Origin of the sequence: Sphingobacterium allocomposti (assembly GCF_008124885.1) — a bacterium.
Classification (GTDB): domain Bacteria; phylum Bacteroidota; class Bacteroidia; order Sphingobacteriales; family Sphingobacteriaceae; genus Sphingobacterium; species Sphingobacterium allocomposti.
The window spans coordinates 352,759-371,153 of the sequence record NZ_VNHX01000001.1; the positions used below are offsets into that span (position 1 = coordinate 352,759).

14 protein-coding genes are annotated in these 18,395 nt (G+C 46.9%); 3 read left to right on the forward strand and 11 right to left on the reverse strand.

The features are described 5' to 3' along the window. Positions 1 to 169: 169 nt before the first annotated feature. The 4 genes from BC792_RS01275 to BC792_RS01290 form a co-directional block, all read right to left on the reverse strand. The gene (locus BC792_RS01275) at positions 170 to 1,786 is read right to left on the reverse strand and encodes a response regulator (RefSeq protein WP_148907161.1); all 1,617 of its coding nucleotides are present in this window, start codon (positions 1,784 to 1,786) and stop codon (positions 170 to 172) included. A 342-nt stretch (positions 1,787 to 2,128) separates the two neighbouring features. Then, entirely contained in the window at positions 2,129 to 2,698 is a 570-nt protein-coding gene (locus BC792_RS01280; protein ID WP_148907162.1) for a chemotaxis protein CheB, read from the reverse strand. Beyond that, positions 2,695 to 3,525, reverse strand: a complete 831-nt coding sequence (locus tag BC792_RS01285) for a CheR family methyltransferase (RefSeq protein WP_148907163.1) — start codon at positions 3,523 to 3,525, stop codon at positions 2,695 to 2,697. Before BC792_RS01285 ends, BC792_RS01280 begins: the two co-directional genes overlap by 4 nt. Next, on the reverse strand, positions 3,513 to 6,986 hold the full coding sequence (locus tag BC792_RS01290; RefSeq protein WP_148907164.1) for a GAF domain-containing hybrid sensor histidine kinase/response regulator: 3,474 nt from the start codon (positions 6,984 to 6,986) through the stop codon (positions 3,513 to 3,515). Before BC792_RS01290 ends, BC792_RS01285 begins: the two co-directional genes overlap by 13 nt. 324 nt (positions 6,987 to 7,310) lie before the next feature. On the opposite strand from BC792_RS01290, the gene floA reads away from it, so the two are divergent. From floA to BC792_RS01305, 3 genes are all read left to right on the forward strand, one after another. Further along, positions 7,311 to 8,294, forward strand: coding sequence for a flotillin-like protein FloA (gene floA, locus BC792_RS01295; RefSeq protein ID WP_148907165.1), 984 nt, complete (start codon positions 7,311 to 7,313; stop codon positions 8,292 to 8,294). A 401-nt stretch (positions 8,295 to 8,695) separates the two neighbouring features. Next, entirely contained in the window at positions 8,696 to 9,214 is a 519-nt protein-coding gene (locus BC792_RS01300) for a KdsC family phosphatase (protein ID WP_148907166.1), read from the forward strand. 1 nt (position 9,215) lies between these two features. Continuing rightward, positions 9,216 to 9,827, forward strand: coding sequence for a Maf family protein (locus tag BC792_RS01305; RefSeq protein ID WP_148907167.1), 612 nt, complete (start codon positions 9,216 to 9,218; stop codon positions 9,825 to 9,827). A gap of 321 nt (positions 9,828 to 10,148) precedes the next feature. Here the strand turns inward: BC792_RS01305 and BC792_RS01310 are convergent, their stop codons facing one another. The 7 genes from BC792_RS01310 to BC792_RS01340 all read right to left on the reverse strand — a co-directional run bounded on the left by BC792_RS01310 (position 10,149) and on the right by BC792_RS01340 (position 18,373). Beyond that, a complete protein-coding gene (locus BC792_RS01310) occupies positions 10,149 to 12,725 on the reverse strand; it encodes a carboxypeptidase-like regulatory domain-containing protein (RefSeq protein ID WP_148907168.1) in 2,577 nt (858 codons plus the stop codon). Positions 12,726 to 13,066: 341 nt separating this feature from the next. Further along, positions 13,067 to 13,513 carry an HYC_CC_PP family protein gene (locus BC792_RS01315; RefSeq protein WP_148907169.1) on the reverse strand — a complete coding sequence of 149 codons (447 nt, stop codon included), beginning with the start codon at positions 13,511 to 13,513 and terminating at the stop codon, positions 13,067 to 13,069. 499 nt (positions 13,514 to 14,012) lie between these two features. Beyond that, positions 14,013 to 14,786: a tryptophan synthase subunit alpha gene (trpA, locus tag BC792_RS01320; RefSeq protein ID WP_148907170.1), complete on the reverse strand. Its 774-nt coding sequence runs from the start codon at positions 14,784 to 14,786 to the stop codon at positions 14,013 to 14,015. 9 nt (positions 14,787 to 14,795) lie between these two features. Then, positions 14,796 to 15,980 (reverse strand): tryptophan synthase subunit beta, encoded by a 1,185-nt coding sequence (gene trpB / locus BC792_RS01325; protein WP_148907171.1) that lies wholly within the window; start codon positions 15,978 to 15,980, stop codon positions 14,796 to 14,798. Then, the gene (locus BC792_RS01330; RefSeq protein ID WP_148907172.1) at positions 15,973 to 16,599 is read right to left on the reverse strand and encodes a phosphoribosylanthranilate isomerase; all 627 of its coding nucleotides are present in this window, start codon (positions 16,597 to 16,599) and stop codon (positions 15,973 to 15,975) included. Before BC792_RS01330 ends, trpB begins: the two co-directional genes overlap by 8 nt. Then, positions 16,592 to 17,581, reverse strand: a complete 990-nt coding sequence (gene trpD, locus BC792_RS01335) for an anthranilate phosphoribosyltransferase (RefSeq protein WP_148907173.1) — start codon at positions 17,579 to 17,581, stop codon at positions 16,592 to 16,594. Before trpD ends, BC792_RS01330 begins: the two co-directional genes overlap by 8 nt. A 327-nt stretch (positions 17,582 to 17,908) precedes the next feature. Continuing rightward, on the reverse strand, positions 17,909 to 18,373 hold the full coding sequence (locus tag BC792_RS01340; RefSeq protein ID WP_148907174.1) for a hypothetical protein: 465 nt from the start codon (positions 18,371 to 18,373) through the stop codon (positions 17,909 to 17,911). Positions 18,374 to 18,395: the final 22 nt, after the last annotated feature.

The following is an 18,395-nucleotide window of genomic DNA, read 5'->3' on the forward strand; positions in this document are numbered from 1 at the left end:
TATAACCCACTGTGCATTATGAATAAAATTCAATAGCAAAGACAGTCCCGCGCATCGCCAAAAGTTGGGGGAAGCGACGGACAAACGAAGCCGCGGTGGCAGGATCATCGCCGTGTAGCGCTATCATGCCCCTTATCTTTCTGCCATTATCCCCTCCACACGTCTATTTTTATAACCAGGTTAAGTTCTTTTTGGAAAGGAGCTGCGTTATTTTCTGATGCAGGTCGAGCGGATCAAATGGCTTCCCTATGACAGAATCGGCTCCCACCTCATAAGCCCGTGCCTGTTCGTGTTCGAGCACTGATGCCGAAATTGTGATGATGGGTATATACGCCTTTTGGGCCGAAGCATTTTTTTTGATCTCTTTGATCGCTTCGAATCCGGACATAACCGGCATATGGGTGTCCATCATAATCAGGTCGTAATCCTGCTGACTCACGTTTTCCACCGCCTGTCGGCCGTTCTTCGCGATATCAACCCGGCATCCCCACGATTCTAACATATGGGCGAGCATGAAACTATTTAAATCGTTGTCTTCTGCGACAAGAATACGTACGTTGTGGAAGCGTTCGAGCTTCGAGAACACCGTTTTGTCTATCTTTTCTTCGTTCGGAAAATCTTCCACGCGTTGGAAGGTCGCTTCGAATGAAAATTCTGATCCCTTGCCGTATACGCTTCTCGCTTCAACCTTTCCGTTTAGCAGATCGGCTAGGCGCTTTACAATAGCTAATCCCAGCCCCGTGCCGCCAAATTTCTTGGTGATGCCATCATCCCCTTGCTCAAATGCCAGAAAGATTTTTTCGATCGCCTCATCTTTTATTCCGATGCCGGTGTCAATCACCGTAAACCGGATCGTATATTGGTCGTCCACGTGCGTTACAACTTTTATTTTCAGCGTAATCTTTCCGGTTTCCGTGAACTTTAAGCTGTTTGATATAAAGTTGTTAATAATCTGCTGAATACGAAGAGGGTCGCTATTGATGTATTCGGGGAGCGCTGGATCGATGTCCATCTCGAAGATCAGGTTTTTATCGCGGGCCCGCAATGTGAAAATGTTGTTGATGTCAATCAGCTTTTTACGGATCGAGAAGTTCTCATTTTCAATTTTCATCATGCCCGAATCAATTTTGGAGATGTCCAGAATGTCGTTAATGATCAAAAGTAGAGAACTTGACGCGCTGTCCAACCGATTAATCCAGTCGCGCTGCTCATTGTTTAACTCCGAGTTCCGCAACATATGAATGATACCCACTATTCCGTTTATGGGTGTTCGGATTTCGTGGCTCATGTTGGCGAGGAAACTCTCTTTGGACTTGCGCGCTTCCTCCGCTTCTTCCTTGGCCATTATCAACGCCCGTCGCGACTCTTCCAACGCGATATTTTTTTGCTTGATTTCTTCCTGTATGTGGATCTGCTTAACAAAAGAGGTAACCTTGGCAACGGTGATCTCCGGATTAAGGGGTTTGTAGAGATAGTCGACCGCGCCGCTCTCCAGCCCTTTAAGCAGGTATTTATCCTCTTTGGAGATGGCTGTTACCATGATGGCCGTAATGTGATTGGTTCTCGGGTTGGACTTCAGCAGGGAGACAAATTCAAACCCATTGATCTCCGGCATCTGCACATCCACTAACGCAATTGCAATATCATTTTTCCAGCATATTTTCAGCGCCTCATTAGGGTCCGTCGAGCTAATGATGTTGATATGCGGAATCTCCGATAGAAGGGCGGCCAGACTAATGATGTTCTCTTCCTTGTCGTCCAGAATAAGAAGATTTACGTTTTTCATATGTAAATAGTTATTCATTCGTGTTTGTTTTCAATGGCATTCTTGAGCTTACTACGTTCGGTTGTTCATTGTGTTCGTTTTTTCATGTAGCGCCTGATTCCAATTTGCCTAGCTTATGCTGCTTCGGCGGCTCAATGGCATTCATGCGGTCACTACGGATGGAATGTGGTGTTTATTTTTAGTTCAGCGATCTCAACCGTTCCTCGTGGCCGTCATGGACACGCCCTATGCAGATAATGCGTTGCAGGCTTACAAGCCCAAATGTTAACTGGTTCGTGTACGTAATGCCGGAGTCCATGCATTTGCCTGGTTAGCTTCCAAATTAAGATGTTCCTCATATTGTTACGTTAGCTTCCTGAAAAAAGAGATGATCTGCTGATCATCATAGACGTCACTTTCTGCGTTTGCCTGAATCGCATACGTCGGCATTGTTGCAATAAGGGCGTCGTCCGGCGATTGTATGATCGCTTTTCCCCCCATTTCGCGGACACGTCGTATACCGTCGGCTCCATCCTGATTTGCACCAGACAGAAGAAAAGCTGTACATCGGTCTTGATACACCTCTGCGGCTGTGTCGAACAGCACATCAATGGATGGACGCGAAAAATGGATACGTTCGGAGACGTCGACCGAAAAAGTCCAATCGGGCTCCACGAGCAAATGGTAGCCGGGTCCGGCGAAATAAATGATATTTGGAGCTATGGCTGTCTTGTCCCGCGGCTGTATCACGCTGCGCCTAAGTTTTATAGATAATGTTTCTTCTATCTTTGTGGTAAACCTAGGGTTCCGGTGGATGACGATGGCAATGGCAGCATCAAAACGCTGGGGTAAGGCTTCCAGAATCTGAACAATCAGGGTGTATGACCCGGCGCTGCCACCGATTAATACGATGTCTTTTGCCTTATTCATCATTTTATCTTCTGATAGATGTTAAACTCCTTGTTGACAACCTTAAATTTAGATCTTATCTCATGATTAACCATCGTCTCTTTTGCTCCAAGACATAAAAAACCGAATTCGCTTAGCGACTCATAGAACAGTTGAAACACGCGCCGCTGTAATTCTAAGTCGAAGTAGATGAGAACGTTCCGGCAAGAGATAAATTGAAACTCGTTAAAAACGTAGTCTGTGGCCAGGTTGTGTTGGGAGAACAGCACGTTCTTCCGGATATCGGCACGGATGATGGCTGCGTCGTACATGGCCGTATAGTAGTCTGACAGGCTATTGCATGTGCCCGTTGCGTTATAGTTTTCGCTGTAAATCTTGAACCGTTTTAGGGGATAGATGGCTTTTTTCGCCGTTTCCAGTACGTTGCTGTTGACATCCGTCCCGTAGATAAAGCTCCTTTTGTAGAGGTCGGCTTCAGCCAGTACAATCGCTAAGGAATATACTTCTTCTCCCGTGGAACACCCCGCGCTCCAAAGCTTCAGTCTTGGGAATGTTTCCAGATAGGGGAGGACATCTCCGCGGAGGGCCATATAGTACCTCGGATCACGGAACATCTCCGTCACGTTGACGGTTACTTCGTTTATCAGGTAAGTCTGGAAGCCCTCAACGTTCACGATGGCGTTCTTGAGGTCTACCACGTCCATCTGTTCCAGATCCAAAATCCGTTGGATCCGCCTCTTTAGCGATGATTTGCTATAACCGGATAGATCAAATCCCGATACTTTTCCCAGTAGCTCTACAATGTCCTGCAGCTCCTGGAACGTGATATGTGAGGAAATTAGCTTAGCCATACGCGCATTAATGAGATTAGTTTATCCACATCGATAGGTTTGCTGATATAGTCGCTGGCGCCGATCTGCATGGATCTCTCGCGATCGCCCTTCATCGCTTTTGCCGTAACGGCGATGATGGGCAGCTCGGCGTATTTCTTCTGCTTCCGTATGTTTTCTATAGCTTCATAGCCGTCCATTTCGGGCATCATGATGTCCATCAGTACGATATCTATCTTTTTGCTGCTGTCGTTTATTATATCCACGGCTTCTGTCCCGTTATTGGCAACATCTACCTCCATATGATATTCCTGCAGTATGGTGGTCAGTGCATAGACGTTACGCATATCATCGTCTGCGATTAACACCCGTTTGCCATGAAGACTATCGGTCTTGTTGATAATCTGCTCTAATTTATTGAGGTTTTTGATCGGGGAATAGTTGTCGGAGCTGATTTTGTTGAGAAACAACGTGACTTCGTCGATTAAACGGCTGTTGCTTTTTTCTGATTTTAATACCATGGCCTTGGTGTGTTGGGAGATGCGATCTATCTGGCTTTGTGAAAGATCATAGGCCGTATTGATAATGATCGGCGTATCTTCATAAGCTGGCATTGATTTGATCTGATCCAGGATATCGAGTCCGTCGGCGTCGGGAAGCTTAATGTCGAGGATGATACAATCGATATTTCCTTCTTCCTTCAACTTAGCCATAGCCGATTTTGCGGAGAAGGCTTGCAGCGTGTGTATGTTCTGTTCGGCAAAAGCCAGTTTGATAATGTCGCTCTGGAACTCCTGATCTTCGATAAGGAGAACCTTTTTTATACTCTTATTGATGCTTAGATTAATGTTTTCGAACACTTGTTTTAAGGCATCCCCCGATACAGGCTTAGGCAGAAAGCCGATTGCCCCTTTTTCGATGGATTCCCGCTTGTTAAACGTAGCGGCCGACATCATATGAACGGGAATGTGCTTGGTCTCTGCAGACGACTTTAGATTGCGGAGGACTTCCCAACCGTCTGATATTGGCAGCATGACGTCGAGGATAATCGCCTGAGGCTTAAATTGACGGGCTTTTTGTATACCGTCCGCCCCATCATAAGCGATCACCACGTCAAAGCCGTAGGATTCCGCGAATTCACGCAATATGTCGGCAAAATTGATGTCGTCCTCCACGATGAGCAACGTTTTTGATAGGCCGTATACTTCTTTACGGGAATCCTCAGATGGCGCTTCGAGCGTCTCTACGGATGTTTGCACCGCATGTTCCGGGGTAGCTGTCGGCGATGGAGCGGCCGACGTCCTAAGCGGCCCTGTTTCTGCTGCCGCCGGCTTTAGGCTGTCCGCACGCTGACAGGGAATGATCAGCGTGAAGGTGCTGCCCTTTCCCAGTTGGCTTGTCAACGTTATTCTGCCTCCTAAAAGCGAGGCGATCTCCCGGCTTATCGATAAACCAAGGCCGGTTCCTCCATATTTCCGGCTCGTGGAGCCATCCTCCTGCCGGAATGCTTCGAAAATAAGCTGCTGTTTTTCCGGAGATATTCCTTTGCCGGTATCCGCAACAGTGAATTTTAGATTGTTGCTGTCGGCCCTAACAGCAAGCTGTACCTGTCCGTTGCGGTCGGTGAACTTAAATGCGTTGGATAAGAAGTTCTTCAATACCTGCTCGAGCCGATATTCGTCGGTCACGAAAGTTTCCGGAACCTGATCTTCGATGACGACCTCAAACCGTATACCCTTTTCCTTCGCCGTCGCAGCAAAGAGATTGTCGATATTATTTCTGAAATCGGAAGTGTTTATAACATCCAGGTTAAGCTCTACTTTTCCGGCTTCTATTTTCGCCAGATCCAGGAGTTCGTTGATAAGCTGTAACAGGTCATTTCCTGCGCTATGAATAACCGAGGCGTACTTTACCTGGTCGGGGCTTAGGTTTTTAGTCTTGTTGTCCTGCAGTAACTTCGCAAGGATCAGAATACTATTGAGAGGGGTTCGGAGCTCATGGCTCATGTTGGCCATGAATTCCGACTTATACTTGCTCGCCAATTCCACCTCTTGGACCTTTTCGGCTACAGTTTTATGGGCCAGATGAAGTTCTTCGTTACGGACTTTCAGCTGTTTTGCTTTTTCTTCCAGTTCGGTATTCGCTTGCTGCAGCTCCTCTTGCTGTACGCGCAGCTCCTCTTCCGAGGCCTCAAGAAGGTGTGTTTTATGGATAAGCTCTTCGTTGGTTATACGCAGTTCCTCCTGCTGTGCTTCCAGCTCTTCCGTTTGCTGCTGTGTCTCCTCTAACAGGCTTTCGACCATCGTGTGGCTCTGCCCGAATTTGATGGACATGGCCAGCGTCCTACAGACCCGCTCTAAATATTCGCAGGTCCTTTTTAAGCGGGGACCTTTGAAATCGCCGCCGATCTCCAGTAGCCCCCATGTTCGGTTCTCATAAACAAGCGGCGCCAGGATAATGGTCTGTATCTGGTTGGCCTGAAGGGAGGCCGAGGAACTTAAGATTTTGTCGGCATGTTGCTCGATAATGCGTATTTCCTTGCTTTCCACGATATGTCCCATAAGGCCTTCGCCTTTAGAGAATGATGGAGGTACCGCATGGTCTTTGTCTACGCCGATGTGTTGTTTCAGTACAAACTCCTGTGAATCCATGCGCCGGATATAAATCGCCCCGGCGTAGAACTGAAGCGACTCCATAATAGATTCAAATCCCGCCTTTGCGATCAGGTTTTCGTTGTCAATACCGCTGATGTTTTCGTTAAGTTTGCTCGCCTCTGCCAGCACCCAGTTGGTATCTTCGATGTTTTTCTTGGCCGTTTGGATCTCCTCATTTAAAAGGTGCGTTTCTTTCGATCGGCGGCTTAGCTCACGGATGACCTTGATGATTCTGTTAATGATGAAAAGTATAAACAACAGCGGCAGCCCGATAAATATATAAGCCGTGGTTTTTAGTGACTGGACGGTGGTGAAGAAGTGCTGTGAAACAGCTTGTCTTTCGTGGGACAACGCTGTCCGGATACCGTATATCAGGTCATTCATTTGGCCTTTCTCCTGTAATAGAAGCTCGTTCATTTCATCAGACGACGCGGCTTTTTTCTCCACGATATTATTGATCTGGAACGCTTTTTTGGTTGCAGCCTCCAGTTTGTTAATTTCTATAACAATGTGTTCGGTGCCGCTATAGCCTTCGCGTAGGCTTTTGAAGGATGAGGCAAGCTGCTTTTGCAGCGTGGCTATTTCTTTGAGGTCCTGCGTCTTGTTCTGTAACAGATAGCGATCCTTTGCCTGCATGGCGTCGAATATTTCTTCATCTGTCTTTATCAGCAGGGTGGTTTTGTTCTGTATTCTGTCGCTTGCTGCTTTCACCTGCTCCGCTTCTTCGCCGAGTGCGTGAAAGAAATAAATAGCTGTACCTATAATCATTAGGTAGGCAAAAGTTATCCCAATGAATAGTTCCCATTTCAGGATAGCGTCTTTCCTCATAGTAATGTGGTGTTTACAAAATCAATTTCAAATATCAGTTAGCCGCTTGTATTTAGTCATACATACCCCAATGCAGACCAATCCACAGATGTTTCTCCATTGGTAAAGCCCTCCACGGCGTCTGGACCGTCCACCGCTTGCTGTGTAGTAGACAGTTGCGCAAAATTAGGGATTAATTATGGCACATTTTATCCGTTGGCGAAAAAATCGGGACGTAGTTAGTGCTTGACATCTGCCCGGACACGGGGAAAAATCAGAATAAACAAAATTGTTAGGCGAAATGAGAAAAATAATAATATCTTTAGGGAAATAACTAAAATAGATATGGAACCAGGAATTAGCTTAATTCTTATTATTGTCGGAGGTGTAATCGCCTTTTTTTTACTAATGTATTTGCTCCCTATTAATTTATGGTTTACGGCCCAATTGTCGAACGTGAAAATTAGCCTTTTAAACCTTGTTCTTATGCGTTTGCGGAAGGTGCCACCCTCTTTGGTTACGAATGCCATGATCACATCTACTAAAGCCGGGCTTCGCATTACAACGAACGAAATCGAAACACATTATCTGGCGGGGGGAAATGTCAACAAAGTAATAAAGGCTTTGATATCTGCCGACAAGGCGAATATCCCGTTAGATTTTAAATTGGCGACAGCGATTGATCTTGCGGGAAGAGACGTCTTTGATGCGGTTCAGCTTTCGGTGAACCCGCAGGTAATCAATACACCGCCGGTTGCTGCCGTTGCCAAAGACGGTATTCAATTGATTGCAAAGGCCAGGGTGACGGTACGCGCCAATATAAACCAGCTTGTCGGCGGTGCCGGGGAGGACACGATCTTAGCCCGCGTCGGGGAAGGTATTGTTACGACAATCGGATCCTCAGCGCATCACAAAGAGGTGCTCGAAAACCCTGACCGTATTTCGAAGACCGTACTTTCAAAAGGACTGGATTCCGGAACCGCCTTTGAGATACTATCCATTGATATCGCGGATATAGACATCGGCGAAAACGTGGGTGCGAAACTACAGACAGACCAGGCGGAAGCTGATCTGAAGGTTGCCAATGCCCGTGCCGAAGAGCGTAGAGCCATGGCAGTTGCTACGGAGCAGGAGATGCGCTCGAAGACGCAGGAGGCAAAGGCGAAAGTGATTGAAGCAGAATCGCAGGTGCCACTGGCCATGGCGGAAGCGTTCCGTAATGGAAATCTAGGGATAATGGATTACTATAAAATGCAGAATATTCAGGCGGATACCGATATGCGTACGTCGATTTCCAAGCCACCGACAGGAGATAAGGGAAAATCATAATTATGACACTGCAGATTCAGTGCATCTTGCAGGGACGGTGCGCGTCGATCGCGCAAGGAAGATTTCTTTATCCGTCTTTTCCAACATAACATTATAAAAAGATAGTTGCATGAAAAACAAAACCCTGACGATGGGCGCCAGGGTTTGCTACTAACCAATTATAAACCTAAATTATGAAAAGACAATTTTAACTAGCAATCGTTGGTGTTCCCCATCGATTACAGTACAAATGTACAGCTAATTTCGATTCCTGTCAATGGTTTTTGTGCTGCTGGTTGTTGTTGCAACTAGTTTTTGACACGACTATGATTTTTTGTCGTAATGCGATAACAATTTGGCTGTTTTGAATTAAAGAAGGCTAGCTTAAAGAATATAGCTGACTTTATCTATTTTTGGTAACTATGATTTTACAGGATTTTTCGCGGATTAAACTGCTTTTTTTGGATGTCGACGGGGTTTTAACGGATGGAACGGTACTTGTGACCGAGGAAGGACATCAGCTACGCCGATTTTCGATCCGGGACGGTTACGCACTACAGCTGGCGGTAAAGGTCGGACTAAAGATCGTGATCATCAGCGGCGGGAGATCACACGGCACCCGGACCAGACTTCAAGGATTGGGTCTGGAAGAGATTCACCTCGGTGTGAAAGATAAGCTGTCCCTGATGAAGGAGATTGTGGCGGGGCATGGTATAGCGTTGGAGAACGTGGCGTTTATGGGCGACGATATGCCCGACCTGGTCTGCATGCAGAATGTCGGACTACCGTTATGTCCGAATGATGCGGCAGAGGAGATCAAAGCCGTAGCGCGATATGTGTCTCCCCGGAGGGGAGGAGATGGATGCGTACGCGACGTAATTGAAAAAATTTTAAAGCTGCAGCATCGGTGGCGGCATGACGTAGACGTAAAAAGCATTTAGAATGGTAACCGAAATATTTGGAGATATCCGGGTGGTACTAGGGTCCCAGTCGCCCAGACGAAAAGAATTATTGGCCAGGATGGCGATCGACTTTCAGGTCGTTGTTAAGGAGACAGACGAAAGTTACGACCCGTCGTTGTCTTCGGAAGATATCGTGCGGCATATCGCATTGGCGAAAATGGACGGTTTTGAAGGAGCCGAATTTGATGATGCTTTGATCATAACAGCTGATACCGTCGTTGTATTTGAGGATAGGGTACTCGGCAAACCTGTGGACGAGGACGAAGCCATAGCTACACTCCTCGCTTTGCAGGGCAGGAAGCACCGCGTACTGACGGCTGTGGTATTGAAATATAAGGGGCAAAAGCACTGTTTCGTAGAAGAGACCGCAGTGCAGTTTTTCCCGTTGACGGAAGAAGAAGTTTCCTTTTATGTCCGGCAATATTTGCCTTTCGACAAAGCGGGATCCTATGGTATTCAGGAATGGATAGGTCTTATCGGTATACAGTCGATCAGCGGATCGTACGAAAATGTAGTCGGACTGCCCACAGCACGCTTGTATCAGGAAATGAAGCAACTGTATGCAGCAGGCAAAGAAACTGAAAGAGAATAAATAAGATAGGAGCGTGCCGATGTCGCCGGCAGACATGGTCGATCGTGATCGCACGAATTACCGTGGCCGCGAATGCGTAAGCCACATGTTGATATCGCCGTCCTTATAACCCAGAATGGAGATGGCTGCCGAAGGCAGCTGCGAAGTAAACCAATGACGGCGGCAGGGTAGCGCGAACCGGGCTGCTCCGCCGTCGTCAGGTTTTGTTCAGATAAAAGAGTTGTCATGCTGAGCGCAGCTAGTCCTATTTCGGTTAGTACGCTGATTTTGCCTCCCAGCGCAGAAGCAGGAGACCTACCTTTGACGCTTCCGCGTGTGCGATTATTTGATTGTATATCTGATGCCGCTGTAGAACAGACGTCCGGTGAGCGGTCCCCAAAGCATATTCGTGTCGAAGTAAGACCCAAAAGGCTCGTCGAATGCCAGAATCGGATTTTTTTGGTAAAAATTCGTTAGATTTTCCCCTCCGATATAAACGGCGAAGTTCTTATTGGGACCGAAACTCTTGCTGATCTGGGCATTCATCGTCATGTAACTGTCTGCGTAGTCAGCAAGCTGATACGCTGGTGGATTGTCCGCCGTCGACGGCAACCGCTTTCTGCCGACGACATTAAGTGTATAGTCAAAGCTCCATCCGCTATGAAGGTTGTAGCCCAGGTTGACAAAGCCTCGATGTTTGGCGGTCAGTGGTTTTTGTAACCTGCCCGACAGATAGTCGGTCTGGACATCAAGCAGCCGATAGGCAAGACGGGCTTCAAGATGTGGAATAGGCATAAAGCGGAATTCCGCTTGTAAGCTATTGGAAAACGATTTTCCGGATAGGTTGTAAAAAGATGCTGCCCTTGGATTTTCGAGATCAACAACGACCTGGTCCTGAAAATTGTTATGGAAGAGCTCCAGGGATACACCCGACTCACGGCCAAATAAATGAAAATCCTGGTCAAACGATAGCCCCGTGTTCCAGGAGACCTCGGGCTTCAGGCCGTAGGCAGCTCCCGTGCTGTTTGACAACGCTTCACAATTAATGGTTCTGCTGGAAGCGAATATGCCCATGTTTTCAGCAAATATGTTGGCCGTTCGTTGTCCCCTGCCCGAGCTTAAACGGATGGTTGTTCCCGCAGCAGGCTCGTATCGAAGTACGGCACGGGGGGTGGTAAACCATCCATATATACTGTTATAGTCCTGACGGAGTCCAAGTACGGCATCAAATTTTTCGTTCGGAGCGAAAGTATATTCTATAAAGGCGCCCGAAACGGCCTCTGTCCGGCCGAAGCCGTGGTCTGCGATCTGCTCATCGTATTGGTCATAAGAAAGTGATATCCCCGCCTTGTATTTGTGGCGTACTGTGCCTATTACGTCTTGATAGAGCAAATTGGCATAACCGCTGCTTTGTTCGCTGTCATAAGTCGTCAGTCCAAAATAACTGGCCTGCCGATAGTGCGAGCCCGATAGTTGTAAACCAATACTACGCAGCTTGTGGTTTGGGAATACATAGCCGATCTTTGCAAATCCTTCCACGCGGTCGATATCGAACCCCAGTCCATAGCGGTTCGTCGTTAGCTTGTCGGTATCTTCATTGAAATCGATTTCACCTCCTGTACGGTCGTCGCTAAGATACTTTATGCCAAACTGGGCAATAACGCCCTTCCCATTCTCATAGTGCCAACGATTTATGCCGGAGAAGACGTTTCCAACAGGCATATCTCTAAACCCATTATTGCTGAAGTTCATCCCTTTGTTATACATAAAGTTGTCGTGTAATAACAGCCCTACCGACCATTTGTCGTTGATACGCTGTGCGAGATTTAAGTTGACATCTGTACGGCCCATGTTGTTTACATATGCGTTTACGTGTAGTCGATCCGTATTGTGCGGCTTCTTTAACTCTACGTTAATCTGGCCGGACATGCTCTCGAAGCCGTTTGCCACAGATCCCATTCCTTTGCTGATCTGGATAGACTCTATCCATGGTCCGGCCATGCTGTTCAGTCCCAACGGCGAAGCAAAACCGCGCGGTCCGGGCAGATTCTCCACCGTCAGCTGCGTGTATACGCCGCTAAGCCCTAACATCTGTATCTGTTTACTACCCGTTACAGCATCGCTACTGACAACGTCTACAGATGCATTCGTAGAAAAGCTCTCACTGAGGTCACAGCATGCCGCCTTGAACAGCTCTTTCGCCGTGATCATTTCGACCCGATTCGGCGAAAGTTTGGAGATATAGTTGGAGCGTTGTTTTCTGGAAACGACGACCTCCTCCAGCACGTTGTCTTTGGCATGGATAACCAATACGTCGTGTAGATTTTTAACATGGATTGTATCTGATTTCATTCCCGCGTAGCTCACGACGAGACGCTCGTTTCCGCTCTCGTGTTTGATATCGAAGACGCCGTTTTCATTGGTTTGCTGTATGTTGTTAGCATTTTCCAGCCAAAATATATTGACGCCGGGTATTGGCGTCAGCTCTCCTTTGTCATTCTCCTGGACAACCACTCCGCGTACGATATGTTCGTGTCCATGGTCGTCAGCGGCCGATGGTCGGGGAGAGTCCTGCTTTCCGTCTGCGGATCTTTCATATAAACAGCATTGATGAAGTTTCTCGTATACTTCGTCTAAGGCTCTGGTTTCGTCTGTGTCATGTCCGACGTCGGCTATCGCTTGCTTAATCGCTTTCGCGCTCGTTTTCGAACCATCGAAGATGACAGTGGCTATTCCAGTCTGCATGTTCCAGTCTGCCTTGGATACACCTGTTATTTTTGCGGCCTTTTCGATCCGCTGCTTACATAGCCCGCAGTTTCCCGCTACAGGGAAAGTGATCGTACTGTCGGTTTGCGCAAGGGACAAGAGGTGTATGTGGACAAAGAAAAATAGTATAAATCCTTTAAATATTGATTTCATCTGTTTCCGTATTGATGAGTTAATGTGTTTCAACTGTATCAATCGCTATACCTGATCATCAGGCAGAGCGTGTCAATCGTCTCTATCGGTAGACCTTTCGCAACTAAAAGCCGTCTCGCACTGGCGCCGCTTTTAATCGGGTGGGTCTGAACGCCGATGTTTTTGCACGGTCGGGAGAGTTTTTACAAGCCGTATAATCTTTGTCTCGTCTGGTGTTCCAAGGTGGACTCCAGCTTAACATTCTTTAAACGTGGGCAATGCAATTTTCTATGACGCGCGCAAAAAGGAACGGTCCGGCATCACAACGTGCCGACTGTTCTTTTTGAAGTCGTGGTTAGAAATCAAATACGGAAATTACAATGAATGAGGTAGGGAGGGTTGCTGTACGCCAGGAGTTCCTTGTAAGGAGGATCAAAGCCGGCAACAGGCTGGTACGTGTCAGAAAAGTACGCAACAATCCAGTGGAGGGTTAGCGTAGCAGGCGAAAGCGTCAGGAATGAAGCTTGAGCCGGCGCATTTTCGGTGTTTTGTTCGCCTTTGCTTAAGTCGACCCGTATGTCCTGGCAGCAGTTATTGCCGTCATCGCAACAATCAGTATTCGTATGTTGTTGGTCTGTTGCTTGCTTGCCGCCTTCATGATGGCACACGGGGCAGGGCGCATGGTTTCTTTCAGCGGCTACCTCGGTGATGAACGCCTTTTGGCCATGACACAGGTGCATATATACAGAGGCTCCGGTAGAAGTCACCGTGTAAAAGAACAAGAGTATATATGCAAATAAGGCTCTCATGGTCACAAACTTAAATAAAATTGCTTTTATATACAATTTTTTATTGCGTTGTATATAAAAACAATCTATCGTTCTCCTCTCCACGACGAAGGCTTATTCTTAGAAGGATATATGAAACATCCGTTGCTGCCGGCTATAATCTTCACAAAATAGTTTGATACCCTGTGCCGTCATTGAAAGCATTCCGAACGCGTTCAACAAGTAGCAATCGGTGTATTCAGTATTGCACGCTGAGGTTTTGAACATATTTATGCTATGTTGTGGAAAACTTAATATAGAAAGGCCGCCTCTTTTTTAATAAATTTATCTTCTAAACGTTATAAACCAAGTCATTATGGAAACGATGTTCGTTGAGCCCGAAATCTCACTTTTCATAGCTGCATGCTTAGTTGTGGCTGCATTTATTATTTTCAAGCTGTATTCCAAATTCGTCAAGGACTTTTAGCCTGTCGGTGCGCTGTAAACGTTGCCCCAGCGTGGCAGATCCCATTGAATCTTATCAGATGGACTGCTCCTTGATGCTGCGGATAAATGTGTCAATCTTGTTTTGATAGTTTTCTTCACCGAGGATTTTGACAAATGCACTTCCTATTATAGCTCCTTTTGCGTAGTGCGTTGCTTTTCGGAACGTTTGATGGTCTGATATACCGAAGCCGATAACCAGCGGGTTGCGTAGCTGCATATCTTTTAGCCGCTGGAAATAATGTTCCGCTTGGTTATCGACAGCAAGTTGCTTGCCCGTGGTCGCGTTAGAAGATAAAAGGTAGATGAAGCTGTCAGATAAGCCGTCGATCTTGTGGATACGCTCTTCGGACGTCTGAGGAGTGACCAGGAATACATTGCTGATCTGGTACTTCCTGAAGGTCTCTTGGTAGAGTTCTTCGTATTCGTACATCGGAAGATCCGGAATAATAGCGCCCTGGATTCCCGCTTCGTGGCAGTCGCGACAAAAATTCTCGACGCCGTACTGCAGGACAGGATTAAAATATCCCATGAGAAATACGGGTATAGATACACGCTCCCGTAATGTTTTTAATTGCTCAAAGAGCACGCCGAGTGTCATGCCGTTTTTTAAAGCCTGCTCAGAGCTGTGTTGGATAACAGGTCCGTCGGCTACGGGATCTGAATAGGGGAACCCTATTTCTAAAAAATCAGCACCGGCACGTTCCAGACGTTCAGCAATATCGATCGTACTGTCGATCGACGGGTAGCCTGCGGTAAAATAGATCGAGAGAAGTTTATCTTCTTTTTGGTTATTGAATATGTCTTGCATTGCTTTCTTTTAAAGTCCGAAATAGGTCATATAATTATCCAGATCTTTATCGCCCCGTCCTGACAGACAGATAACTATATTGTCTTCTTTACGGAGCGTCATCTTCTCGAGGTACGCCAGGGCGTGTGAACTTTCAATTGCCGGAATAATTCCTTCCAGCTTCGTGAGCAGAAGACCGGCTTGCATAGCTTCTTCATCGGTGATGCTTACATATTGTGCGCGACCACTTTTGAACAGCCAAGCGTGTTGAGGGCCTATTCCGGGATAGTCCAGACCTGCCGAGATCGAGTATGGCTCTACGACCTGGCCGTCGGCAGTTTGCATTAAAATCGACCGGCTTCCGTGGAGTACCCCTTCTTTTCCCAGCGCTGTTGTGGCCGCTGTTTCTCCGCTATGGACACCATGTCCGGCGGCTTCAACTGCAATAAGTTTAACATGCTCCTCGTCTAGAAAGTGGTAAAACATGCCCGCTGCATTCGACCCGCCCCCAACGCAGGCCAACACATAGTCAGGTGTACTGCTGCCCGTCTTCTCTTTGAGCTGGGCCTTTGTTTCTTCCGATATAATCGATTGAAATCGGGCGACTAAATCGGGATATGGGTGTGGACCCACAACCGAACCAATGATATAATGTGTGTCTACGGGATTGTTTATCCAGTCGCGGAGCGCTTCATTGGTGGCATCTTTTAATGTCTTACTGCCCGATTGGGCCGCAACGACTTTGGCTCCCATCATTTTCATACGGGCGACATTCGGAGCCTGCCGCTTAGTGTCTATCTCGCCCATATACACAACGCATTCGAGGCCTTTTAATGCACAGACGGTCGCCGTCGCCACACCATGTTGGCCGGCGCCGGTTTCTGCAATTATCCGCTTTTTTCCCAGTCTCTCGGCGAGTAAAATCTGGCCGATCGTATTGTTTATCTTGTGTGCGCCCGTGTGATTCAGGTCCTCCCGCTTCAGAAAGATGTTAGCACCATATTTCTCCGAAAGCCGTTTCGCTAAATATAAAGGAGAGGGGCGACCCACGTAATCTCTCAACAGCTGTTGGAATTCTTGCTGGAAATTTTCTTCCTGCATGATCTCTAAGTAAGTTGCCTGGAGTTCTGCTACATTAGGATATAACATTTCCGGAATGTAAGCGCCGCCAAAGGGACCGTAGTATCCTTTTTCGTTTACTTGATATTTATTCATGTTTGATAATTTTCAGGGCCTCGTTTAATTTTTCAATGTCTTTAATCCCGGGGGCAATTTCGAATCTGGAGTTCAGATCAAGACCTACCAGGCGTTCGTCAGCAATGGCCAGGGTGTCTGCCACATTTGCCGGGCTTAAGCCGCCGCTTAAAAAGTAGGCAGTAGGCAACGGGTAGTTAGCTAATATTTCCCAGTCAAATGTTTGCCCCGTTCCTCCGTATTGCGCGCTGTCTGTATCGAATAAGAAGTAGTCGACGTCGTCCTGGTAAGCTTCCAGGCTACTCCAATTGAACCGATCATGGATGCCAAAGGCTTTGATGACTTTTACCCCACGGTTCCGAAGTACACGGCATAATGTTGGAGGTTCTGTTCCATGAAGCTGAACGGCATGTAGACCAAGATCTATTTTGGTGTGTATGAGCGCCTCCGCAGCGTTGACAAATACCCCCACCTTTTTAATGTTGTTGGGAATAGATACCTCAGGCACCGTATCGGTATATCGTGTGGATTTCTCGTAGAATATAAAGCCCATGTAATCGATGGCGAGCCCCGACAGCGCCGCTATATTGTCCGCATCCTTCATTCCGCAGACTTTGACTTTACGTGTTTTATTAACCATGGGTCAGCTTCTTTAAACAGTATAGGGCTTTCTTTTCCAGGAGGGAGCTTTCTGCCTCGTAATAGCAATCTCCAAAAGTTTTTTCGGGATGGATTGTTTTGATGGCAAAAGCGGCATTGGTTAACACGACATGATTCTGCTGATCGCTACCGTCGCCATTAATTATTTTACTGAATATCCGGGCTGCTTCTTCCACAGAATTTCCTCCGGCAAGGTCGTTGGCGTGCAGTGGCGTAAATCCTATCTCTTCGACCCCATAGATTTTCTCACCTTGGTTATTGATGATTTTAAAGTCGCCTGTGAGCGAGATTTCGTCGTATCCATCTAGTGTATGGATGATGCTATATTGTTTATTTGTTCCCTGGTAGAGATAATTATACAATCGAGCTAACTCTAAGCTGAATACGCCTACTGCCTGAAACTTCGGGTTGGCCGGATTCGTCAGCGGTCCCAGCATATTGAAGAATGTTTTCACGCCCAGAGCCCGTCTGATGGGGCCTACTGTCTTCATTGCGGGGTGAAAGAGCGGTGCGTGCAGAAAGCAGATCCGCGCCTCATCCAGTTGGCGGTGCAGGATATCCCGGTCGTTGGTGAATGTGTAACCGAGGTATTCCATGACGTTGGAAGAGCCACATCCCGAAGAGACACCGACATTTCCATGTTTCGCAACATGATAACCAGCACCCGCAACGACGAATGACGCTAATGTGGAAATATTAAACGTGTTTTTGCCGTCGCCTCCCGTTCCGCAAAGGTCTATTAGATCATAATTGGAGAAGTTAAGCTTATTGCAGAGGTCGTACATCGCGTCGCGAAAGCCGCTGAGCTCCTCCACCCGGATACTTCGCATACCGTACGTTGTCATAAAGGCTGCGATTTGATGGGTATCATAGCTGCCCGTAGCAATGTTCGTTAAAATGGCGTAAGCTTCTTCTTTCGTAAACGTTTTGTATTCGAATAAGTGGGCGAGTATCTCTTTCATAATTCTATTTAATAAACTTTATAAAACCAGCGCGGCCTTCCGCTCAATTGTCCTACATGCTTTTGCATTGAAGAACGGGTTAAAAAAAAAGCCCGCCCAGGAAGGCAAGCCGCTATTTTTTGACGAATATATTCAAGCAATAGGTTTTTGCCACAACATTAGTTGTTGTGCCACCACCATGCTTTATATACATTGTTCGAATTCATGCTGATTGATATGTTAACAAATATCCATTATTTGTGATAGAGTTGCAAATTTTTATAAAAAAACCTTCCTTTTTTATAAAGCTTGCGCTATCGCAGGCACTGTGTCGGATGTACCCGGAAGTTAGTAGGTGACGAAGTGCGCTATTTTGTTTCCCTTGGACACCAGGGTGAACGAGGCTATCTTCTTGTTGGCTATGTAGACAGCTAACATTTGTCGGTTCTTATAGCGTAGAAAATACATTTTGTCCGTCGGCTTGCCTTCAGGGTCAATATCTCTTGTTTCCTTTCTCGGAAGCTTGTCGAATGGGATATACTCAATTTCCTCCACGTTTTTGGTCTGCAGGTTTAGGCGTATTTCTTCTACACTGGCCTCCAGATAGTCGTACGCCTCGTCTGAGGTGGTATTTTCCACCAAGACGTGTTGACTCAGAATAACGTCAGGACGGATTGTCTCATCGGCGACGTCCGCAATGAAGGCTTGGATGATGCGTATGTCTTCCGTAGTGGCCGAGGACGGTGGTTGGGCCTTTCCCGCGCCGAAAAATAGTACGGCTATAAAAAGCGTGAGATGAAGTCTTTTTAACATAAAGGTTAGACAGGGTATAGCG